The 24,398-nt window shown below is 35.8% G+C and carries 18 protein-coding genes; 13 read left to right on the top strand and 5 right to left on the bottom strand.

Annotated elements, in window-relative coordinates; all coding sequences use genetic code 11:
* Positions 1-125: 125 nt before the first annotated feature.
* Complete coding sequence (locus FD33_RS03205; RefSeq protein WP_025085099.1) at positions 126-1,406, top strand: cation:dicarboxylate symporter family transporter; 1,281 nt, start codon at positions 126-128, stop codon at positions 1,404-1,406.
* Positions 1,407-1,491: 85 nt separating this feature from the next.
* Here FD33_RS03205 and FD33_RS03200 read toward each other — a convergent pair whose 3' ends face one another.
* Positions 1,492-2,118 (bottom strand): CPBP family intramembrane glutamic endopeptidase, encoded by a 627-nt coding sequence (locus FD33_RS03200; RefSeq protein WP_025085098.1) that lies wholly within the window; start codon positions 2,116-2,118, stop codon positions 1,492-1,494.
* 146 nt (positions 2,119-2,264) lie between these two features.
* Here FD33_RS03200 and groES point away from each other — a divergent pair, with 146 nt between their 5' ends.
* The 4 genes from groES to FD33_RS03180 all read left to right on the top strand — a co-directional run bounded on the left by groES (position 2,265) and on the right by FD33_RS03180 (position 7,683).
* Complete coding sequence (gene groES, locus FD33_RS03195; RefSeq protein ID WP_025085097.1) at positions 2,265-2,549, top strand: co-chaperone GroES; 285 nt, start codon at positions 2,265-2,267, stop codon at positions 2,547-2,549.
* Positions 2,550-2,604: 55 nt separating this feature from the next.
* Entirely contained in the window at positions 2,605-4,239 is a 1,635-nt protein-coding gene (gene groL, locus FD33_RS03190; RefSeq protein ID WP_025085096.1) for a chaperonin GroEL, read from the top strand.
* A gap of 368 nt (positions 4,240-4,607) precedes the next feature.
* A complete protein-coding gene (ppsA, locus tag FD33_RS03185) occupies positions 4,608-7,004 on the top strand; it encodes a phosphoenolpyruvate synthase (protein WP_025085095.1) in 2,397 nt (798 codons plus the stop codon).
* A 118-nt stretch (positions 7,005-7,122) separates the two neighbouring features.
* Positions 7,123-7,683, top strand: coding sequence for a hypothetical protein (locus FD33_RS03180; protein WP_025085094.1), 561 nt, complete (start codon positions 7,123-7,125; stop codon positions 7,681-7,683).
* A 323-nt stretch (positions 7,684-8,006) separates the two neighbouring features.
* Here FD33_RS03180 and FD33_RS03175 read toward each other — a convergent pair whose 3' ends face one another.
* Together FD33_RS03175 and FD33_RS03170 are read right to left on the bottom strand one after the other, a co-directional pair.
* Positions 8,007-9,137, bottom strand: a complete 1,131-nt coding sequence (locus FD33_RS03175; protein WP_056955751.1) for a GGDEF domain-containing protein — start codon at positions 9,135-9,137, stop codon at positions 8,007-8,009.
* Between the two features lie 262 nt (positions 9,138-9,399).
* The gene (locus FD33_RS03170; RefSeq protein WP_025084628.1) at positions 9,400-12,006 is read right to left on the bottom strand and encodes an isopeptide-forming domain-containing fimbrial protein; all 2,607 of its coding nucleotides are present in this window, start codon (positions 12,004-12,006) and stop codon (positions 9,400-9,402) included.
* Positions 12,007-12,157: 151 nt separating this feature from the next.
* Here FD33_RS03170 and FD33_RS03165 point away from each other — a divergent pair, with 151 nt between their 5' ends.
* On the top strand, positions 12,158-12,973 hold the full coding sequence (locus FD33_RS03165; RefSeq protein ID WP_025084629.1) for a MerR family transcriptional regulator: 816 nt from the start codon (positions 12,158-12,160) through the stop codon (positions 12,971-12,973).
* 73 nt (positions 12,974-13,046) lie between these two features.
* A complete protein-coding gene (locus tag FD33_RS03160) occupies positions 13,047-13,742 on the top strand; it encodes a DUF554 domain-containing protein (protein WP_025084630.1) in 696 nt (231 codons plus the stop codon).
* A gap of 72 nt (positions 13,743-13,814) precedes the next feature.
* Here the strand turns inward: FD33_RS03160 and FD33_RS03155 are convergent, their stop codons facing one another.
* A complete protein-coding gene (locus FD33_RS03155; protein WP_025084631.1) occupies positions 13,815-14,141 on the bottom strand; it encodes a nucleotide pyrophosphohydrolase in 327 nt (108 codons plus the stop codon).
* Between the two features lie 2 nt (positions 14,142-14,143).
* Entirely contained in the window at positions 14,144-15,925 is a 1,782-nt protein-coding gene (locus FD33_RS03150) for a DUF2075 domain-containing protein (RefSeq protein ID WP_056955750.1), read from the bottom strand.
* 261 nt (positions 15,926-16,186) lie between these two features.
* Here FD33_RS03150 and FD33_RS03145 point away from each other — a divergent pair, with 261 nt between their 5' ends.
* The 6 genes from FD33_RS03145 (at position 16,187) to queA (ending at position 24,398) form a co-directional block, all read left to right on the top strand.
* Complete coding sequence (locus FD33_RS03145; RefSeq protein ID WP_025084632.1) at positions 16,187-16,990, top strand: TIGR00282 family metallophosphoesterase; 804 nt, start codon at positions 16,187-16,189, stop codon at positions 16,988-16,990.
* 13 nt (positions 16,991-17,003) lie between these two features.
* Positions 17,004-19,661: a DNA mismatch repair protein MutS gene (gene mutS / locus FD33_RS03140; protein WP_056955749.1), complete on the top strand. Its 2,658-nt coding sequence runs from the start codon at positions 17,004-17,006 to the stop codon at positions 19,659-19,661.
* Between the two features lie 15 nt (positions 19,662-19,676).
* Positions 19,677-21,641, top strand: coding sequence for a DNA mismatch repair endonuclease MutL (gene mutL, locus FD33_RS03135; RefSeq protein ID WP_152319185.1), 1,965 nt, complete (start codon positions 19,677-19,679; stop codon positions 21,639-21,641).
* A 3-nt stretch (positions 21,642-21,644) separates the two neighbouring features.
* Positions 21,645-22,238 carry a Holliday junction branch migration protein RuvA gene (gene ruvA / locus FD33_RS03130; protein ID WP_025084633.1) on the top strand — a complete coding sequence of 198 codons (594 nt, stop codon included), beginning with the start codon at positions 21,645-21,647 and terminating at the stop codon, positions 22,236-22,238.
* A gap of 27 nt (positions 22,239-22,265) precedes the next feature.
* Positions 22,266-23,297 carry a Holliday junction branch migration DNA helicase RuvB gene (ruvB, locus tag FD33_RS03125; RefSeq protein WP_152319290.1) on the top strand — a complete coding sequence of 344 codons (1,032 nt, stop codon included), beginning with the start codon at positions 22,266-22,268 and terminating at the stop codon, positions 23,295-23,297.
* 66 nt (positions 23,298-23,363) lie between these two features.
* Complete coding sequence (gene queA, locus FD33_RS03120; protein WP_025084634.1) at positions 23,364-24,398, top strand: tRNA preQ1(34) S-adenosylmethionine ribosyltransferase-isomerase QueA; 1,035 nt, start codon at positions 23,364-23,366, stop codon at positions 24,396-24,398.

Below are 24,398 nucleotides of genomic sequence, written 5' to 3'. Positions count from 1 at the left end.
ACTAATTATTGTTCGTGAAAATGAATTAAATGAAAAATATTTTAATTTGAAACCGTTATCAATTTCATTTTTTACAAAAAGTCTTCTATAATTAAAACTATGTTGATTTCAAAGGGGACTTTAAAGTGCAAAAACGACGATTTTTTCGAGTAAGTTTAGGCTGGCAAATTATTATTGGTTTGATTTTAGGTATTATCCTTGGTCAGGTCTTTTATCAAAATAAAGCTGCTATTCAGGTAATGCAGAACATTGGTACAATGTTTATTTCAATGATTCAGATGATTGTGTTACCGATTGTTATCTCTTGTTTAACAGTTGGTATCGCCAATATGGGTGATATTAAGAAGTTAGGCCGAATTGGATTAAAGACTTTAATTTATTTTGAAATAATGACAACATTAGCGATTATTATTGGTATTATTGTCGCTAATGTTACACATCCCGGTACCTTTATCGATGTACATAGTCTAAAAGGTTCGGATATTAGTCAATACACAGCTACTGCCAAAACTGCCAAACATTCGGGTATTTGGTCAATCTTGATGAGTATTATCCCAACCAATATTTTTGAATCATTAGGTAAGGGTGATATGTTACCAATCATCTTCTTCTCAGTCCTATTCGGATTGGGAACAGCTTCTATTGGCAAACAAGGTCAGATTATTACTGATACTTTAAATGCTGTTGCCAACGTTATGTTCAAAGTTACTAACTGGGTTATGCGTTTAGCTCCTATTGGTGTTTGTGCTTTGATCGGTGTTACTGTTGGTGAAATGGGCTTTAACTCTTTGAAACCATTGGCATTGTTCATTCTGATTGCTTATGCAACCATGGCATTTTTCGTCTTTGTCGTTATGGCTGGAGTTGGACATTTGTTCCATGTTCGTTTCTATGAATTATTCAGAATTATTGAAAATGAAGTAACTTTAGCTTTTACAACTGCCAGTTCAGAAGCAGCTCTTCCTAAAATGATGGAAAAGATGCAAAAGTATGGTGCCTCTAAAGGTATTGTCAGTTTCGTTATTCCAACTGGATATACTTTTAATTTGGATGGCTCAGCTATCTATCAATCATTAGCTGCACTATTTTTAGCACAAGCCTATAATATTCACTTAAGTTTAGGACAACAAATTACCCTTGTGGTCGTATTGATGTTAACATCTAAGGGGATGGCCGGGGTACCTGGAGCATCGTTTGTTGTACTCTTAGCCACGGTATCAACCATTGGTGTGCCAATGCAAGGTTTGACCTTCATTGCCGGTATCGACCGTCTCGTAGATATGGGACGTACCGCCGTTAACGTCGTCGGTAACTCTCTGGCAACAATTATTATCGCTAATAGTGAAAAAGAATTTGATGAGGATAAACGGGAAAAGTACGTTGCATCCTACAAGCGTGGGGAATAATAATCCGCGTAGTAAAAAATGATTTAAACACAAAGAAACAGCCTATCAATCGATGGGCTGTTTTTTCAGTATATTCATAATTTAATTAACGCATACTTAAAGTTAAAACAATGGCATTCATCAGAATGTGGCTACCAGCACTGGCATAAATGTTTTTTGATTTGTAATAAACAAATGAGAACCAAAGCCCCATGGCTACATAAACGATGAATCTGGTATCTTGATGCATGAAGGCAAATAACAATGCTGAAATGATAGCAGCAATATAGATGTTAGTTGGCTTGATCATATTAGCGAAGAAGATGCGTCTAAAGACGATTTCTTCCATGATAGGCGCACAGATCAATACGTACAAGAAGTAGTATGGATAAGCTTTGACCATCAATAACAATTGCATAGTGTTTTGTGAATGGGTACTAGTATGGAAAATTAATTGGTCAATAAAGCCAACTCCGTATTGGAGGGCAATCGCACCGATAGTTCCTAAAATGATCCATTGTAAATTATGATTCAAATCGTTTTTTTCTTCGAAATCATTTGGGCCATTTAGTTTTACCAGATACATCATAAGACCAGTGGCAATTAGGGCACCTAATGTGATAATAACGAAATAGATTGAACCAGTGATTGACAACATGTTTAGAACACTACCCAGCAGTAACAAAAGGATATATGTTAACAGGGTGAAGAATTGATTTTTGGGAAAATTCATGATTACTCCTTACATTTTTTAAAGGTAAATACTTGCATGTTTTCAATATAATGTTAATATAAAACTTGTGATTAGCACAAGAGATGTTCGAGTGCTAAAGATATAAAAATAAACACTAAGAAAAATAATAATCGGAGGGATTTAAATTGTTAAAACCACTTGGAGATAGAGTCATTGTAACAGTCGATAAAGAAGAAGAAAAGACAGTTGGTGGCATTGTTTTAGCAAACAACGCTAAGGAGAAGCCACAAACAGCCGATGTTGTTGCCGTTGGTGAAGGCTTAGTTACTGAAGATGGAAAGAAATTACCTATGAACGTTAAAAAGGGTGATAAAGTTCTTTTTGATAAATACTCAGGCTCAACAGTTAAGTATGAAGACAATGAATATTTAATCCTTCATGAAAAAGATATCATGGCGGTTATTGATTAATTTTAAACTTAAAAAAATTTAACTAAAAGAATTTAATTATGGAGTGTGAAAATTAATGGCAAAAGAAATTAAATTTTCAGAAGATGCACGTTCAAAGATGATGGACGGTGTTAATAAGCTAGCTGATACAGTTAAGACAACAATCGGACCTAAAGGTAGAAATGTTGTTCTTGAAAAGAGTTACGGTTCACCTGAGATTACAAATGATGGTGTTACTATTGCTAAAAGTATTGAACTAGAAGACCACTTTGAAAACATGGGTGCAAAGCTTGTTTCCGAAGTTGCTTCAAAGACAAATGATATTGCTGGTGATGGTACTACTACAGCTACTGTTTTGACACAAGCAATCGTTAAAGAAGGTATGAAGAACGTTACAGCCGGTGCTAACCCTGTTGGTATCAGAACAGGTATCGAAAAGGCTACAAATGCTGCTGTTGATGAACTTCACAAGATTTCACATAAGGTTTCAGGTAAGAATGATATTGCTCAAGTAGCTTCAGTTTCATCAGCTAGTGAAGAAACTGGTAAGTTAATCGCTGATGCCATGGAAAAAGTTGGTAACGACGGTGTTATCACAATTGAAGAATCAAAGGGTATTGATACAACACTTGATGTTGTTGAAGGTATGCAATTTGATCGTGGATACATTTCACAATACATGGTTACAGATAACGACAAGATGGAAGCTGACCTCGACAATCCTTACATCTTGATCACTGACAAGAAGATTTCAAATATTCAAGATATCTTGCCATTACTACAAAAGATTGTTCAACAAGGTAAGGCACTATTGATCATTGCCGATGATATTGACGGTGAAGCTCTACCAACACTTGTATTGAACAAGATCCGTGGTACATTCAACGTTGTTGCTGTTAAGGCTCCTGGTTTTGGTGACCGTCGTAAGGCACAACTTGAAGATATCGCTACATTAACTGGTGGTACAGTTATTACTTCTGACCTTGGTCTTGAACTAAAAGACACAACTATGGATCAATTAGGTCAAGCTGGTAAGGTTACTGTTACAAAGGACAACACAACAATTGTTGAAGGTTCAGGTAACAAGGACGCTATCAACGAACGTGTTGAAACAATCAAGAAACAAATCAGTGAATCAACATCTGACTTTGACAAGGAAAAACTACAAGAACGTCTAGCTAAATTAGCTGGTGGTGTTGCCGTTGTTAAAGTTGGTGCTGCTACTGAAACAGAATTGAAAGAACGCAAGTACAGAATTGAAGATGCTTTAAATGCCACACGTGCTGCTGTTGAAGAAGGCTACGTTGCTGGTGGTGGTACTGCTTTGATGAACGTACTTGGTAAAGTTACTGCTCTTAAAGAAGAAGGAGACATACAAACAGGTATCAATATCGTTGCACGTGCTCTTGAAGAGCCACTACGTCAAATCGCTGAAAATGCTGGTTTCGAGGGTTCAGTTATCGTTGAACACATTAAGAACCAAGAGAATGAAGTTGGCTTCAATGCTGCAACTAACAAATGGGAAAATATGGTTGACGCCGGAATCATCGACCCAACTAAGGTAACACGTTCAGCATTGCAAAATGCAGCCAGTGTTGCATCTCTATTGTTAACAACAGAAGCTGTTGTTGCTGACAAGCCAGAACCAAAGGATAACAATGCTGCACCTGCAGCTAATCCTGCAGCCGGTGGTATGGGCGGCATGATGTAATCTTTTGATTCATATATGAAGATAATTTAAGAAGCATATCTTAACTGATATGCTTCTTTTTTTTGCACTTATATGACAATATTGTGATGAAATGAACTTTTAAAAATGATATAAATTATGATTATTATTGATTAATAAAAATTGACTAATTTTACTATACAATCCGTATATATCAATGAATATACCGTTTTATTTATCAAGAAGTCAATGGAATTAGGTTAATATTTTAAGCCAAAAATGGTTTAAACATGTTTACTATTTGTGAGTAAATGAACTATAATGTGGTCGTAATGAAATTACTTATAAAAAGCAATTTCAATTATGCATAGAATAGAATTAAATCGGAAATATAAGGAGGCAATATTATCATGAGTAGTCGAGATACTGCGAATGTTTTATGGTTTGATGAATTGCATCGCAAGGATGTTAATTTAGTTGGTGGAAAGTCTTCTTCTTTGGGAGAAATGACTTCCTCAATGGACGTACCGGTACCATATGGTTTTGCAACGACCGCACGCGCATATCAATACTTCATGCATCAAACTGGATTGAACGATAAGGTTAATGCATTGTTGGAAAGTATAAGTGACTACGAGAATTCCGATGAACTTCATAAGACATGTGAAGAAATTCGAAATTTGATCGTTGGAGCAACGATGCCAATTGATTTGGCTGATGATATTAAGAAAGCATATGCCGATCTCTCTGACAAGATGGGACAGACTGATCCATTCGTAGCGATTAGATCGTCTGCTACAGCTGAAGATTTGCCTAATGCCTCATTTGCTGGCCAACAAGAGTCTTATCTAAATATTAGAGGAGCCGATGATGTCGTTAACCGTGTACAACAATGTTATTCATCACTCTTTACTGATCGTGCAACGTACTACAGACACAAGCAACATTTTCCACATGAAAAAGTTGCTTTGTCAGCTGCTATTCAGATGATGGTTTTCTCTAAAGCATCAGGAATCATGTTCTCGGTTAACGTCGCTAATGGTGATGAGTCTAAGATTGTGATTGATGCTATCTATGGTTTAGGTGAATATATTGTTTTAGGAAAAGTAACGCCTGATCATTTTGTTGTAGACAAGCAATCAATGAAGATTGTTGAAAAGAATATTATTAAACAACCAATTGAATTAATTAGAGATTCAACTGGTGGTACTAAAGAACAAGAAGTACCTGAAGAATTACAAGGTCAACCAGTCTTGACTGACAGCCAAGTTATTGAATTAGCCGGATATGCTAAAGAGATTGAGCGTCACTATGGCTGTTATATGGATATGGAATATGCTCTTGATAGCAATACTAATAAATTGTGGATCGTTCAAGTTCGTCCAGAGACTGTTTGGTCACAACGTAAGAAGAATAAAGCTAACGGTGGAGATGATAACGTGGTTGCAGAAGCAGATGCTAAAGTTGCAGTTCGTGGATTGCCAGCTAGTCCCGGTTTAGCTAGTGGTGTTGTACATGTTATTGATGATCCTAAAGATATTGACCAATTCAAAGAAGGCGAAATCCTTGTTACTTTGATGACATCGCCTGATTGGGTTCCTGCTATGAAGAAAGCCGCTGCCATTGTAACTAATAATGGTGGGATGACTTGTCATGCTGCTATCGTTTCCCGTGAAATGCAAATTCCATGTATCGTTGGTACCAAGAGTATGAACGTTGCTGCAACTGATGCTTTGAAGACGGGCGATGTTGTTACAGTTGATGCTACAAATGGTATTGTCTACATAGGTAAAGTTGAGAGCCTGCTTAAGAAACCAGAACCAACTCAAGCTGGCGGTCAAGTAGTTGCAGCTGAAACATTTGCACCTACAGCAACTGGAGTAATGATGAATCTTGGTGATCCTGATTTAGCCGATAAATATTCAACATTACCAGCTGACGGAATTGGCTTGATGCGTGAAGAGTTCTTGTGGACAACCTTTATTCATGAACATCCACTATATTTGATTGAACAAGGACATCCAGAAAAAGTTGTTGATATGTTAGCTGATGGAATTGCTAAAGTTGCTCGTGCTATGGCTCCTCGTCCAATGGTATTACGTTTCTCAGACTTCAAGTCTAGTGAGTATCGTAACTTAAAGGGTGGCGACAAATATGAACCACATGAACCAGCTGATTTACTAGGTTGGCGTGGTGCTTCACGTTACTATGACCCTAAATATATCGAAGCCTTTAAACTCGAATTGGCTGCTGTTAAGAAAGTACGTAACGAATTTGGTTTAAAGAACTTGAATGTTATGATCCCATTCGTTAGAACTGTTGATGAAGCTCAAAAGGTTACTGATATTATGCGTGGTGAAGGCCTTGTACGTAGTGTCGACTTCCATGTATATATGATGGCTGAAATCCCAACAAATATTATTTTAGCCGATCAGTTTAACAAGTATGTTGATGGTTACTCAATCGGATCAAACGATTTAGCAATGTTGATTCTTGGCTGTGATCGTAATAATGATACAGTGGCTAGTTTGTTCGATGAGCGTAATCTAGCTGTTAAACGTGCTATCAACCACTTGATCAAAGTAGCTCATAAAGATGGCAAGACTGTTGGTATTTGTGGTCAAGCACCATCAGAGTATCCAGACTTCACTAACTTCTTAATTAAATGCGGCATTGATTATGTTTCAGTCAATCCAGATATGGTTAAGGAAACGAAACGTAATGTAGCTCGCTTTGAACAAAGAATTATGTTGAATAAAGCCACTGGGAGGGGACTAAATGATCCGACAGATTATGATTGGAAATAATTAATTGAATTATGTTGATAAGACTGCATACAATATGTGGTCTTATTTTTTATTGTCTTTGTGAATGTGAAAAGTATAGAATTGTTTATTAGAGTATAGAGAAGAAGAGAGAATTAGAATGGATAGTATTGAATTTGGTCGCAAGATTAACTACGTGCCAATGATCGTGAGTTGGGTAGTTGGTATATTAGTTGGTTTAGTGATAACAGTATTTACGCATCAAATATTATTGGCGGTAATTTTAGGAGTAACTTTTCTTGTTATAACTGCGCTTATTTTTGCCAAAACTTTATCAGATTTTTATGGCTATTGGGAAGTTACCGATGATGGTATTAGATGTTACGATTATCAAAACTTCGGTGTCAAATTTCAATCAGTATTGATGCCTTTTAGCGAAGATAAAATGAGTTTTAAATTTGTTGATGTTAAGTCTTTGCGAGTGATCGTGGGTCGAGAAATGAATGCACCTGCTAATATTTTGGGTGGATCATTCTATGCACCTAAAAAAATTATGTTCAATTTGCCAACACCATATTATTTGGAAATAAAGTTAAAAGATGGTCGTGAAGTTAATTTGGATTTGTCAGCTGATTGGGATGATACGGAGACAATCGAGTATGTCATTGCCATTATTTGTGATAAAGCTGGCATTGGTGCTGAAATGGTTAAGCAATCATAGTAAGTAGTATAAGTGTGCTTGAAATTCCGCCTTCCGCAGGAATTTGGAATGCATTGGAACGTTATGGGCACGGCTTGAAGCTAATAATTCCACGCTTTGTGTGAAATTATGGATCTTCAAGTCCGGCCTCATTGTAAACGGCAAAGCCGTTAACAATGATTTCATAACTGAACGCATTCCAAATTCTTACTCCAGACTAAATAGTGTTTTAACTATTTAGGGCTTTAATTTTGAAATTAAAGAGGTGTTCATATTAACCGATTAATTTTGGTTAACATGAACACCTCTTTTTATGATTGATAAATAATACAAAAATAGATTGTTTAACTCTTAGTAATTCGCATACGCCCATTTCTTTTTGAGTGGTAGAGCGCATCGTCAACTCGGTTAAAAAATTCATCCGAATTAAGATCATTTTCTCTTATTTCAGAACTACCCACAGAGACTGAAACGTCAACGGTTTGATTGTTGAAATTAAATTGAGAATTATTGATGGCTGTGAAAACTTCTTGAGTAATGGAATCTATTTCTGATAATTTGTAATTAGGTAAGAGAATATTGAATTCTTCACCACCAGTACGATAAAAATTGATATTTTCATCGTTGGCATTGAGAACTGTTTGTGTAATGTCGGCGACTTGTTGTAAAACTTTATCACCAACTAAATGTCCATAGTGGTCATTAATATTTTTGAAATGGTCAATGTCGAACATAATCATGGCAACATTAATATCATTACTCTGATGTTGATTGAAAAAAGAATGAATGTCATTATCGAAGGCAGCAAAATTTTTAACGTGTGTCAGGGCATCTAAGTGAGCAAACTCATAAAGTGTCTGTTTAACGCGGATATCACGGATAAAGAAGCCGATATAGCTGTAAACAAAAATTTCGAAAACAATTAGGTAAGATACTTGTTGAAAAATGATAGCTCCGTTAAGAGAGAATTTGATTCTGGCTAGACCCCAAAGAATAGTACCGAAGAACAGTCCATCCAGCATATAGTAAATGAATGGAAAGGAATTAGTTCGCTTTTTCTTAATGTATTTTAGTGAATAATAAAAAAGAAATAGCGTTAAGGCAAAGCACCATGATTCCCAATAAAAGATGGCCGAATTGAAAATCATAAATGCTAAGACAATAGGAATGAAGATGGGATAATTAATTGGTGCATCCAGAAAGACAGCACAGAAAATTAAAGCGATAATTTGAAAATTAATGAAAATCCAAGTAGTTTGTCGATTGACGACGAGAGTTTGCAGGCCGAATAAAAGAATAGATAAATACATGATTCCTAGTTGGGCTTTGAGAAAACCCGATTCAATATTGATTTCTTTTAAAGATAAAACTGATCTGACTCCATCAAATAATATTTCGTAAATAATAAAAACACCAAAGATAAAGAAGAGACTAGTGAGTAAAGGCATCTCCTGTAAAACATACTTTGTTAACAATTTTTTATTAACCCCCTTTAGGAAATATGTTTAGATGACCTTACATAATAAAATTAAAATATATTTTTTGATTTTTGATACATGAATATTATACATAAGTAATAATATATTTATAATGGAATGATTATGATTTTTGTCTCATAATAGACAAATTGCATAAAAATGGGCAATATTGTATTAAAAATTATGTTATGGAAAAATAAATATCCAGCAACTTTTTGATAAGCTGCTGAATATTTTTGTAGATGTAATAATCGTGAGTCTATTGTAAAGTATCTTGCATTGACCAAGTTATTTTACCTGAATATTGACCAGATGTAGCTGTACCTGGAACACGCAAACGCCATTGCTTTAAGCCGATGTAATTAGTTAAATCGTAGTTTGTATGCGATCCAGAGAAGCCTTCATCTTTGATGGGAATACCACTGGCCGAAAGAGGCAACCAATTTTCCTTATTAGTATTATTATTTTGGTTAAAGTAAATAGCATTGTCGTTATCTTGAATTAGTTTTGAATTATCGCCAGTATTTTTAATGGCATCGTCATTATCATTGTCATAACCTACAGTGATTTGGAAGGGAGTGTCACTGGTATGATCAACTACCAAATGACCATCGGTTTTGACGTTAGGCAATATTCTTTCAGAGCCAGAGCTATTGATGACGCCGAAATCAATAGAAGTTGGAACTTGTTCGAAACTCATTGTTGGCGCTGTTTCAGCAATGTTTAGGATAGCACTGGTAGATTGAAAATTATTATATGTTTTACCATTAGCTGTTTTAATACTATTCAAAACAGCAATGTTAGTCGCGGTTTGTTTAGTAACAGCCGTAACTGTAGCTTTAAAGCCAATGGTTACTGTACCGTTATTTGCAATGGAGCCTAAATTGATACCATCGATATCACCACTTTGGGCGACACCATTCACTGTGACGCTATTTGCTTTCAATTCTAGTCCTGCAGGGAGTTTATCATTGAAGATGGCACTTTTTACGGTATCAGTTCCGGTAGGTTTGATTGTAGCTTTATATTCAATAGTGTCACCCTTTTTACCATCAGCTGAATTTGAAAAACTACCAGTTGGATTAGTAGTGTCATTACGTAATGTCTTGTCGAATGAGATGTCAAGATGAGGACTTGCTATAGGTATTTTTACGCTGTCATTATAAGTAGCAGTAGTATCGAGTGCGACTCCACTAGCGTTTTGATTATTACCATAGAAAGAGGCTGAGTTAGTCAAACTAGAACTCTCCCCAGCAGCAAACGTAACTGTAGCATCAAAGGTAACAGTATAAGTAGCTTTATCTTCTAGAACTTTATTGGGTGTAAAGTTGATTGTATTATTTGTCGTTGAAGAAGCAGAAATATTACCACTTCCATCGACAACATCTTTGTCATATTGATTAGAACCAGAACCGTATGAAACTGATTTAGTAGAAACATATTTAACAGAGTCTTGATCTAGTTGCAATCCCTTAGGCAATGTATCAACTAATTTGCTGTAATTCCAGTGGGAATTCAAACCGTTATTAACAACCTTTAATTTGAAATGAAGTGTGTCGCCAACATTATTTGTTCCATCGGAATTCTGATTACTATTTGTGTAAGTCTTAGTTACGATAGGTACAGCGTAAGGGGATACGGTTGCACCTATTGTTGAAGCGTAGTGACCTGTACTGCCAGCAGGCAATGTGACACTATCCCATCTCAATACATATGCTGAATTTTGACGACCATTGGCATCAACAATAGCTTGCAATCCACCATTTTGTGTATTGGCAAATAGAAGTGGTTCTCCGGCAGCTTTGTCAGTATCACCAGGATCACTGCCACCAGGTTTAAGGTTAGGTGTTAATACGTTACCGGCATTACTGCTGACAGGTTTACCTTTAATATCTTGTGAGTATTGGCTGGAAAAAGCAATACCCATGTAATTCTTGAATCCACCGGGAACATTATTTGTGACAAATAATTTAGATTTACTGTTACTAGTATTCTTAGCACTATTAATATAAAGACCTTGACCGCCACCGATAGCATAAAGTGGAACGTCATCACCAACGGCATCAACACTAGTATTAGTAGAAGCGTCATATATGGTACTATCGTCATTCATCGCAGTATCTTCACCAAAATATGGTTGGAATTGTACTTGTCCAGAAGGAGTGTAGACGTAGAGTTCACGTTGAACAATAGGTGCTCCAGTTGCTGAGGGACGTAAAACTACTTCAGCATAAGCACGGGCACCAGGTCCACTAGCCAGATATCCGGCAATTTTTAAGACTAGACGATTGTTACTGTCATAACCATACATAAAAACTTTGGGGCTCATTTTTCCCATTACTGAATGATCAGCATAATATTTACCTGATGAACCAGAAACAAGGGCGTAATCGAATGATGAATCAGAAGTTTTCTGAGGACTACCGTTGATATAGGAATCTTGTCCTTGATGAACGATACTATTGTATTTACCATGATTATCAATAAAAACATTGATTTTAGAATAGTAATTATATCCCGCACCGTAAACACCGCTATTCAGTTTGGTAACGTCAGTGGCTACAGTATTATCACCGCCGCTTGTCACATTACCATATTTATCACGAGCCGATCCAAAAGTATATTTCAAATAAACACCGTTACTAATCTGAATAGAACCAACGTAGCCGCTGTTACTGGGATTGGTTCCTGATATCTGATGCCACGTACTAATACCATCATCAATTTTATTGGTATTAGTAATTACATCACTTTCAGAAAAGGCTTTAACGTTTAAAGTGGTGCTGTTATTAAAGGTGATAAAACAAAATAAGGCAATGAAAAATATGCCTATGATTCTACGAATGTATCTATATTCCTTACTCATTCATATCCTCCCCTAAGATACAATAATAAGTGATTGTATTTTCTATCATTATCATTATATGATTTAATAAAAAACAATCTGATTCAATTATTAATTATTATTTTGTTCGAGATTGAATTAAACTTCACAAATTATTAAACGGGGTATAAAATTGAATCCTTTATTTACTATTGGGCAATTATCGAAGATATTTAGAATAAAAATAACCACACTTCGCTATTACGATGAAGTGGGGTTATTGAAGCCAGCCAGGATAAATCGGAAAACACATTATCGTTATTACTCGACAGAACAGTTTGAAAGATTGAATGTGATTACTTATCTACGTGCGTTGGGATTGTCGATTGAGTCGATTAGAAATTTTTTTGAGGCCCGTGATACCTCATTGTTGGGGAAAATGCTACGAGAACAAAAGTCACAAGTACATCAACAAATAACAGCGTTACAAAGTATAGAACAGCGAATTGATGATCGAATTCTTCAAGTAAATGATGCAATTCAAAGTAATTTAAATGTGGTTGAACTAGTCAATTTACCATCAATTCCGGTCATTTTTTTAAGTGAAAATTATCATGCCAAAGAGGATATTGAGTTGCCAATCACTACTTTGAGACAAAAATTTGGTGTTGATAAAAGTATCTTCTTAGGTAAGATTGCTCTAATGTTATCAAAGTCAGAATTAGAGCAGAATCGTTTTGAAAATTATGGTGGCTTATTGTTAATACTTGAGCCGGGGGACGATAAAGCGGCAACTGGTGAATTAATAGCAAGGCAATATTTACGTTTAAGATTTAATGGCACGCACGAAACGTCAGCTATTCAGTATCAAAAGTTGCTAGATTACTGTCAGAAACATCGTTATAAAATTATAGGGGATGCTGTAGAAACAGCTTTGATCGATTACGGAATAACTGACGATCTGTCCAAGTACGTTACAGAAATTAGAATTCCTGTTAAAGAAATTTAAAATAAGTTGACCCTCCAGCGACTAGAGAGTTTATAATTTAAAATTAACGAAATGATATTATTGGGGGATAAACATGATAGGAACGACCTTTAATGTAGTAATGATTATTGGTGGAAGTTTTGCTGGTAGTTATTTTAAAAAAGGAATTAAAGCCGAATATAATGAGATTTTGACACAAGCTTTAGGATTAGCCGCAATGATGATTGGAATCAATGCAGTTGTGGGAAATATGTCAAAAAGTCACTATCCTGTTTTGTTTATTGTCAGTTTAGCAATTGGTGGATTGATTGGACAATGGATCGACTTAGAAAAACATTTTGATAATTTAGTTGGAAAGTTTTCCAAGAAGAGTATCGATGGTGGCAAAAATTTATCTGAAGGTTTAGCAACTGCTGTTTTGTTGTATTGCATCGGTTCATTGTCAATTTTAGGACCAATACAGGAAGCCTTAAATCACGATTCCACTTTCCTATTTACTAATGGAATGTTGGATGGTATTACTTCAATTGTTTTAGCATCAACATTTGGTATCGGAATGGCCTTAGCTGCCATTGCTGTATTTGCTTGGCAGGGTAGTATTTATGTAATTGCACTACTTTTACAGAATTCGATTAATACTAATATGATTACTGAATTAACTATTGTCGGAGGAGTGCTGATTTTTGCTTCTGGATTGGGATTGTTGAATATTCGGAAGATTAAAGTTTTGAATCTCTTGCCTTCTTTGTTGGTTCCTATTGTTGTGATTGCTGTTATGCAATTGTTTTAAAATAAAAAATGCTCATGATAAACCTTTCTTTTCGAAAGACTTTTATCATGAGCATCTTTAGTTTATTCAAAATTATAAATCAGTATATTTAGTATTCTTACCATAACTTTTTTTAACAGGATATTTAGCACTATCTTTTTTGATTTTTTCGTCAATAATTTCATCAACATCTAAATTAAGGTTATCGGCCATCATATATGAATAAATTAAAACATCGGCTAATTCCTCTTTTAATTCAGTTTTCTTAGTTGAAACAGTTTCTTCAGATTTTTTCCATTGAAATAATTCTAGTAATTCAGAAGCCTCTAGTGAAATTGAAATAGCCAAATCTTTTTCATTGTGGAATTGACGCCAATTACGATCGTCTCTAAATTTATTTATTTTATCCATTGAATTCAGTGTCATTTTATTTTATCTCCTTGGACTTTTAATAGTTTCTTTCTTAGTTCATCGTCAACGGCATAAATGTACAAACCATTAACTCCACGAGTCAATAAGACATTTAGTTCATTTTTTAAGAATTCTTTTGAATTATCAATCTTTCCGTCACGTTTTTGAGTAGCATTTTTATTCATACTGGCGGTTTTATCAAAAATTAAATGTCCATTTCTATATTTAACAGAAGGACCGATAATGACACCAGCATAATTTAAATCAAAACCTTGAATAGTGAAGGTAGAACCGACTTCATCTATTGTTTGGTCTTGTTCAGCCCAAGGTAAATCTTTTATACCCTTGTGTACAGGAAGTTGTAAATTCCAAGGTAAAGAAAAATCTTCAACTTTTACATTCCAATATCCTTTTGAATCAAGCTTATTTTTCTTCTTTTGATTATATGGCCAATCGAAAGTTGCCAATAATCTGGAAATACCATTCTGCTTATTTTGAGATTTTGCTTTAATAGAATCGTACATTCTTTGAGGACTATCGAAAATTCTTAAATCGAAGGAATCGTCATTAGGGATAGGACTAATTCTTGAATTATCAATTAAATTTCTTATCCATTTGACAGTATTCTCATTGCTATGGATACGCATTTGATTTACAAGTGTGACGAGATTATTATTTTTAGCCGCGTCTAATTGCATTTTTTGAATATTCTCCGCACTACGGTATTCAGCAGTTCTGAGAATTTGATGCGGGTCGAATACGGCAACGACAACTTTAGCTTGTTTCAATAAATCGTTTAGCTGATTCTTACCTTGATAAGATTGTTTACCTTGTGTCCAGAGAAGGTGAGCTTCATCTACTAAGATTACGTCAATTTTATTTTTAGAAGAATGATTTTTAATGAAGGTAGTTGGCTTTTCGACCATGTAAGGGTTCTTTTTATCAGTCATACCTAATTTTTTTGCTATTTGTTTGTATACCTTTAATTGTTCATCATGGTTTACCAGTAGTGATTCTGTTTTACCACGTAGAATAACATTCTCACTATCGGCAGCAGATGATTTAAATAGTTCATAAAAGAGGTTGCTGAGAAGGACAGTCTTTCCAGTACCGGCCTCACCAGTTACTAAAATCAGCTGACCATTTTTATTACGATTTAGTGCTTCTTCAATTTTAGCCATAACCTGATCTTTGGCTTTGAATTGTTCAAAAGTTAATTTTTGAAAAGGAGACGACTTGAAAATGGCGGAATCTTTAATAACGTTAATAGGTGGAAATAGATTTTCCCCTTTACTATTTTTCCCCTTATTACGCAGTTCATCCCAAAGTAGTTCGAATATTGGATTCAATTCATCCGACGTATAATAGTCGCCTTGTTGATTGGCACGTTTGTTAGAAATATCTGTCACGGCTTCAATACCGGACATATAGTGCATCAATCTATTTTCGATGTCTAATGTTAGAGATTTATTGAAATGCTCATGTCCTATAAGAAACATTTCAGAATTTGTAGAATTTTTTATCTTTTTCCAAAAATCACTATCTCTGGAATCAATTTGCAAGTGTTCATTAGTTCTACGCTTGATGTCATTGGTTTCTCCAACGTAGACAGAAAATTGACTAGGTTTCTTTTTGATTTGATTGTTTACTATGTAAATAGTGGGATATCTGAAAAGAATCTCTGATTCTTCCTCTGATTTTTTAGATGAATTTAATTCATTTTCAAAGTCTAATAATGAGTTACTGTTGTAATCTATTTTTTCAACAATCGGTTTAGAAATATTCTTTTCCATAATATTATTTAATCCCTTATTTGATTTCTTAGTTTAATAATACCTGTTTTAAGGAATTGGGTAAAAATGAATTTTATGTTTTGAAGACTTATAATCTAAAAGAAAAAGTGGATATTTGTTAAATAGGATGTTATTACTTACTTTGAAATTGACGAAGACTTTTTTGAGGATTAAAATATACGACCAGACGTTCGTCTGGTCTTTTTAATTTCCTCTAAAATTGATACAATATCATAGGTAAAGATTGGGGATAAAAATATAATGAAAATACTTTTCGTTGGCGATGTCGTAGGTTCTGTCGGCATTAAAGCTATAGAAACATATCTACCTGAGATCAAGAAGAAGGTTAAACCACAATTAACAATCGTTAATGGTGAGAATGCTGCTGGTGGCAAGGGTACTAAAGAGCCTGATTATCAAAAAATCACTCGTGCCGGTGCTGATGTCGTAACGGGAGGAAATCATACTTGGGATAAGCGTGAAATCCTTGACTTCATCGATGATCCGAAGAAAAATATTCTCCGTCCATATAATTTTCCCGGCAATCATGTTCCTGGACGTGGTTATCTAGAAATTAATGTAAATACTAAAAAAGTCTATGTTATCAATATGATGGGAACTGCTTTGATGCAACCAATCGATAATCCATTCCTTGAAGCTGATAAGTTGCTCAAAACTTTAGATAAAGATGCTATCAAGTTTGTCGACTTCCATGCTGAAACAACTAGTGAAAAAATTGCTTTCGGTAATTATGTAACTGGTCGTGTCTCAGCTGTCTGTGGTACGCACACTCACGTTCAAACAAATGATGCACGGGTTATCAACAAGCAAACAGCTTACTTAACTGATGTTGGAATGACCGGTTCGTATGACGGTATTCTTGGCGATAAAAAGGAACCAATCATCAATCGTTTTCTAACACAAAGACCTAATAAATTCGATGTTGATGAAGATGGTCGCATGCAAATTGGCTTTGCAGTTATTGAAATTAATGATCAAACAAACAATGCACGTAGTATCAAGAACTATGTCATTACACCAAACAATCAATCTTTCTTGAATTAATGGAGGGGAATTCATGCCTCAAAAAACTAAAGAAACACCAATGATGGAGCAATATCTGGAGTATAAGAAACAATATCCAGATGCTTTTTTGTTATATCGTGTTGGTGATTTTTATGAAATGTTCTACGACGATGCCGTTAAAGGTTCACAGATCTTGGAACTAACTCTGACATCCCGTAATAAAAAAGCCGATGAAGGCATCCCAATGTGTGGAGTTCCTCATCATGCAATCGAAGGTTACATCGATACACTTGTGGATAAAGGCTACAAAGTTGCTGTCTGTGATCAATTGGAGAATCCCGCTGACGCAGAAGGTAAGATGGTTAAACGTGGTGTTACACGAGTAGTTACACCCGGTACTATCATGGATAAATCAGATCAAGCCAAAGAGAACAATTACATCACAGCAATCACAGCTAATAAAGATGTTTTTGGTTTAGCTTATGCAGATTTATCCACCGGTGAAGTAAAAGTTACATCGGTTACTAGTCAATTAGACTTAACAAATGAATTACAAAATTTGGACACTAAAGAGACTGTCGTTTCTGGCAGTTTCCCACAAAAATATCTCGATCAATTACGTAAATACGGTATCCTGATTTCTAAATTGGATGAACTGGATGATAATTACAGTTTCGATTTTTCACAAATTAGTTCAAATCTAGAAGTATCCACCGTTAAGCTGTTGATAAGTTATTTGATCAAGACACAGATGCGTTCATTGGATCATTTAAAAGCTGCTCAATCGTATGAAACCTCTTCATACTTATTGATGGATCATTCAGCTCAAAGTAATCTAGAATTGTTTAAAAATATTCGGACTAATAAGAAATCCGGAACGCTTTTGTGGCTATTGGATGAAACCAAAACCGCTATGGGTAGCCGTCTGTTAAAACAATGGTTAGCTCGTCCTTTGATCAGTGTTGAGAAATTGAAAGAACGTCAGCACTTCGTTCAAGTCTTCATGGATAACTATTTTCAAAGATCATCCTTCCAAGACTATTTGACAAAAGTTTACGATTTGGAACGACTAGCCGGTCGAGTAGCTTACGGAACCGTTAATGGACGTGATTTGATTCAATTGAAGACCTCGCTCGAACAAGTACCTGAGATAAAATCGATTCTTTTGGACATTGGCGATGATGAATTGACAGCCTATGTGGAAAAAATTGATGAAGTGGCTGATATTCGTGAACTGATCGACAAGGCTATTGTGGAGGAAGCTCCAATATCCATTACTGGCGGTGGTCTGATTAAAGAAGGTTACAATGATCAACTTGATAAGTATCTAGACGCCTCGAAGAATGGTAAGCAGTGGTTAGCTACTTTGAAGGCTAAGGAACAAGAATTGACTGGCATCAATAATCTGAAAATTGGCTATAACAAAGTTTTCGGTTATTACATTGAAGTCAGTCGTGCTAATATCGATAAAATTCCTGAAGACCGCTATCAAAGAAAACAGACTCTAGTTAACGCTGAAAGATACATTACGCCTGAACTAAAGGACAAAGAAAATTTAATTCTTGAAGCCGAAGAGAAATCTAAGAGTTTGGAATATCACTTATTTGATCAAATCAGAAAGAAGATTAAAGATCAGATTAGACGAATCCAATCACTAGCTAACATCTTGTCGCGTTTAGATGTTTTGCAGAGTTTTGCGGTTGTCAGTGAAGAGTATCATTATGTTGCACCAGAGTTTATTGAAAAACATGAGTTAAACATCACTAATGGTCGTCATCCGGTTGTGGAAAAAGTTTTAAGTAATAATAGTTATATTCCTAATAATGTTGATTTTGATGATCAGACAGATATTCTTTTGATCACTGGTCCTAACATGTCAGGTAAAAGTACCTATATGCGTCAGATGGCTTTAACAGTTATCATGGCTCAAATTGGATGTTTTGTACCCGCTGATTCTGCACAGATGCCAATTTTTGATCATATTTTTACTAGAATTGGTGCTGCTGATGACCTTATTTCTGGTGATTCAACTTTCATGGTTGAGATGCGTGAGGCTAATGATGCTTTGAAGAACGCTACTCCAAATAGTTTGATCATTTTTGATGAAATCGGTCGTGGAACGGCTACTTATGATGGGATGGCTTTGGCTCAAGCAATTATTGAATATATCGATAAGCATGTTAAGGCGATGACTTTATTCTCAACTCACTATCATGAATTGACTGAACTAGAAAGTCAGTTGCCTGGTTTGAAGAATGTGCACGTTGATGCTTCAGAAGAAAATGGCGACTTAGTCTTTCTCCACAAAGTATTACCTGGCCCAGCTGACAAGTCATATGGTATCCACGTTGCTAAATTGGCCGGATTACCAGATGATGTTTTAGTTCGAGCTGGTAAAATATTGAGTAGTTTGGAAGAAACTTCGGTTCATACGACGACATCTGACAGTATTCATGAAGATGTTCAACCAGTCGTAAAGGCTCAGCCAGAACCAGAAGTTGTTCCTGAAACAAAATCAGAGCCAAAATCTGAACCAGAAGTGGAAGAGGACACACAAATGTCACTATTCCCAGAAGTTTCTAAACCAACTAAGAAGTTATCATCTAAAGAGAATCAAGTTCTTAAGGAACTAAACAATCAAGATTTAATGAGTGTCACACCAATCGATGCCATCAATTTACTCTACAAATGGCAGAAGAAACTTAAATAAAAGAAGGTGGAAAACGTGGGTATAATTCATGAACTACCAGTTGAATTGAGTAACCAGATTGCGGCTGGGGAAGTTATTGAACGCCCCGCATCAGTCGTGAAAGAGCTGGTGGAAAATTCCATCGATGCACAAGCAACTCAAGTGCTAATTACGATTCAGCAAGCTGGATTGAAATTAATAGAAGTTAATGACAATGGAAAAGGTATTTCTTCGGATGATGTTGAAGTAGCTTTTTTACCTCATACCACTAGTAAAATTGCTAATGATCGTGATTTATTCAATATCAGGACACTAGGATTTCGTGGTGAAGCCTTAGCTAGTATTGCTTCTATTTCTAAGTTAATGGTTTTAACAAGTACCGATGGCAAATCAGCTGTTCGTGCCAAATATTCAGGTAATGAATTGGTTAAAAAAGAAACTTTTGCCCGTTCTAAGGGAACAACTATCACAGTTGAAGATATGTTTTTCAATACACCGGCTCGTTTGAAATATGTGAAGTCACTGCATACAGAGTTGAACAAAATTGTTGATATTGTTGATCGTTTAGCAATGGGACATCCGGATATTTCCTTTAGATTAATTAACGAAGGAAAAGATTTAGTTTGGACATCCGGCAATGATAATCTTCAACAGACAATAGCTGGTATCTATGGTCGAACAATTGCTAGCCATATGCTAGAGTTTGAAAATTCTGATCCAGACTATGAAATACATGGTTTCTTTTCTAAGCCGGATACGACACGTTCTAATCGTTCGTACATTTCATTGATTTTAAATGGACGTTATATCCGCAACTTCCAATTAACTAATGCAGTGATTCGTGGCTATGGTTCCAAGTTGATGGTAGCTAGATTCCCAGTTGCGGTGATTGATATCAAAATGGATCCAAGTTTAGTTGATATCAACGTACATCCAACCAAACAAGAGGTCAGACTTTCAAATGAAGGGCATATCGGTGATTTGATTAGTGATGGAATTAAGCAACGTTTGTCAGATCAAAATTTGATTCCTGATGCTGTTAAGAATTTAGGCAGAAAAGAACCTATTAAGACAGTTGATACTTACAAACCGGAACAGATTAGTTTCAATGATATTGCCACGATCGATAAGATCAGTGAACCATTAAGTACACCTACGAAGACTGTTGAACCTGCAAGCTCAATGCCAAGTGAACAATCTCAACCCATGGAAACAAGCGAAACGTTTGAAACGCCTATGACGGGGATGCCAATTTTTAAAGACCCTGATCATTTAAAATCTTGGGATCAACGGTTACAAAAAGAGACTGAATCTAAAGTAAAAGTTTTAAACAGTCAGTCTCAAAAAAATGATTCGACAAAGCCGGAACCTATCAACCAAGAAGAGAAGAGTGGTTTCCCTGATCTACGTTATATTGGTCAGATACATGGAACTTATTTGGTTGCCGAGAGTGAAGACGGCTTTTACCTGATTGATCAACATGCGGCACAGGAGCGGGTTAACTATGAATATTATCGTAAAGAAATTGGAAAAGTTTCCAATGACCAACAGAAGTTATTAGTTCCAATCGTTTTGGATTATCCTAATTCAGAAAGTATTTTGATTAGAGAGAAGAAACCGATTTTGGAAAGTATTGGTCTTTATTTGGACGATTTCGGGCAAAATAGTTTTGTCGTCAATACCCATCCTACATGGTTTGTCCCGGGACAAGAGGAATCGACTATTAAAGAAATGGTTGACTATGTGCTAAATGATTCTAAAATCAGTGTTGCCAGTTTCCGTGAAAAAAATGCCATCATGATGAGCTGTAAACGGGCTATTAAGGCCAATCATCATATTGACGATCGTGAAGCAGTACAATTGCTCCATAATTTGACTAAGGCTGAAAATCCCTATAACTGTCCTCATGGACGTCCAGTTTTGGTTGAATTCAGTAATAAGGATTTGGAAAAAATGTTCAAAAGAATTCAAGATCCACATGATACTAGAGAGAGTGAATAAATTATGTTTGAATATTTAAATGGTTTGATTACGGCAATTACCCCTTCGTATATTGTTGTGGATGTTAAAGGTGTAGGATATAAAGTCCAAGTGGCTAATCCTTATCGTTATGAAGAAAATCAAGAGGCTAGAGTTTATGTCGAGCAAATTGTTCGTGATAATGAACAGTCTTTATATGGATTTTATGATTTGAATGAGAAGAATATTTTTCTACATCTAATTAGTGTTTCCGGAATTGGGCCTAAGAGTGCCTTAGCTATTTTGGCTGGACAAGATCTACAAGGTTTGATTCATGCGATTGAAAATGATGATGTAAAATTCTTAACTAAGTTTCCTAAAATTGGTAAGAAAACGGCTCAACAAATTATTTTGGATCTATCTGGTAAATTTACAGCTGAAGGTCAGATGACACTTGGCGAGGCTCCAGTTGAATTCAGCAGTGGTTTAAGTCAAGAGTTGGAAGATGGCTTGGCAGCCTTGGAATCACTAGGCTATTCATCTAAAGAAATTAGTAAAGTTAAGTCGACCCTTGAAAAGGAACACCTGAAGAGTGCTGATGAATACTTGCGCGCTGGTCTTAAATTATTAAGCAAATAAATTTTTGAAATGAAGGGAGTGTTAAAAATCGCAGATAACGAGAATGATGAGAGTGAACGTTTAACAGACGCAGATTCACTTGATAACAATGAAGATGTTATTGAACAAACACTTCGTCCACAAACTTTTGACCAATATTTAGGTCAAGAGAAAGCTAAGAAAGAGTTAGATGTTTATATCAAAGCTGCTAAACAACGTCAACAGACGCTGGATCATGTTTTGCTATATGGTCCTCCTGGGTTAGGTAAAACAACTTTAGCAATGATCATTGCCAATGAAATGGGAGTTAATATTCATACAACTACAGGTCCTTCGATTGAAAAGTCTGGTGATTTGGTAGCTGTTTTGGATGAATTGGAACCAGGCGATGTCCTGTTTATTGACGAGATTCATCGTATGCCCCGAGCTATTGAAGAAGTGCTCTATTCGGCTATGGAAGATTTCTACATTGATATTATTGTTGGTCAAGGTAGTGAATCACGATCACTACATCATCAGTTGGTTCCTTATACATTAATTGGCGCTACGACTGCTGCTGGAAAACTTTCGGCACCTTTACGAGATCGGTTTGGAATTGTCGAAAGAATGGAGTACTATACCATAGATGAATTATCCAAAATTGTTTTTCGTTCAGCCAGTGTTTTGAATATTAACGTTGACGAAGAAGGAGCCCATGAAATTGCTCGTCGATCTCGAGGAACGCCTAGAATTGCCAATCGTTTGTTGAAGCGAGTGCGCGATTTTGCTCAAGTCGCTAATAAAGATACGATTGACTATGATATGGCTGAGTCGGCTCTGAACCAATTACAAGTTGATGATGCCGGACTTGATCATCTAGACCGTCGAATTTTGTCGATGATAATTGAACTATACAGTGGTGGTCCAGTTGGGTTGAAAGTTATCGCCGCTAATATTGGTGAAGAACAAGAAACAATTGAAGAAGTTTATGAACCATATCTAATGCAAATGGGATTCTTGAAGCGTACAGCTAAAGGTCGTGTTGTCACGAGAAAAGGTTATGAACACATGGGATTACCTTATCCCGAACAAAACGAGTAAAGTGATTTACTCGTTTTGGTGTATCTCAAGAAAAAAATTATTCCACGATTAAAAGGAGAGTTTACAATGACACTAACAACAGAAGATTTTGATTATGATTTGCCGGAAGAACTTATTGCGCAAACACCAATTAAAAATCGTGATCAATCAAGATTATTAGTCTTGGATCATGAAACAGGAGAATATCAAGACAAGCATTTTTATGATATTCTTGATTATTTGAATCCCGGTGATGCTTTGGTAATGAACAATTCTCGTGTTTTACCAGCACGTTTATACGGTACTAAGGAAGATACCGATGGACATGAGGAAGTATTACTTTTAAATAATATTGAGGGCGATAAGTGGGAAGTCTTAATGAAACCTGCTCGACGTGCCAAGGTAGGAACAAAGGTTGAATTCGGTGACGGACAACTTGAGGCAGAAGTACTTGAGGACCTCGAACATGGTGGTAAGATTATTGAATTCCACTATCAAGGTATCTTTATGGAGATCCTAGAACAATTGGGTGAAATGCCTTTACCTCCTTATATCAAGGAAAAATTAGATGATCCTGATCGCTATCAAACAGTTTATGCTAAGGAAAATGGTTCAGCCGCTGCTCCAACAGCAGGACTTCATTGGACCAAAGATCTGTTGAAAAAGGTTGAGGATAAAGGTGTTAAGTTAGTTTATATTACTTTGCATGTAGGTTTGGGAACTTTCAGACCAGTGACTGAATCAGATATTAGTAAGCATGTGATGCATTCTGAATTCTATCGTTTGGATGAAGATTCCGCTAAGACCTTAAATGAAGTGAAGAAGAATGGTGGTAAGATTGTTGCGACTGGAACAACTTCAATTAGAACTTTGGAAACAATCGGAACTAAATTTAATGGTGAGATCAAAGCTGACAGTGGTTGGACTGATATTTTTATTAAGCCAGGTTACGAGTGGAAAGTTGTTGATGAGTTCATCACTAACTTCCATTTGCCAAAATCAACTTTAGTCATGTTAGTTGCAGCATTTACCGGAAGAGAAAATATTTTGAACGCATACCAACACGCTGTAGAAGAGAAATATCGCTTCTTTAGTTTTGGGGATGCAATGTTCATTAAGTAG

The sequence above is a fragment of the Companilactobacillus paralimentarius DSM 13238 = JCM 10415 genome, from assembly GCF_001434985.1.
Lineage (GTDB): Bacteria > Bacillota > Bacilli > Lactobacillales > Lactobacillaceae > Companilactobacillus > Companilactobacillus paralimentarius.
Note: the sequence above shows the minus strand (reverse complement) of the source record. Positions and strands in the feature narration are given on the sequence as shown.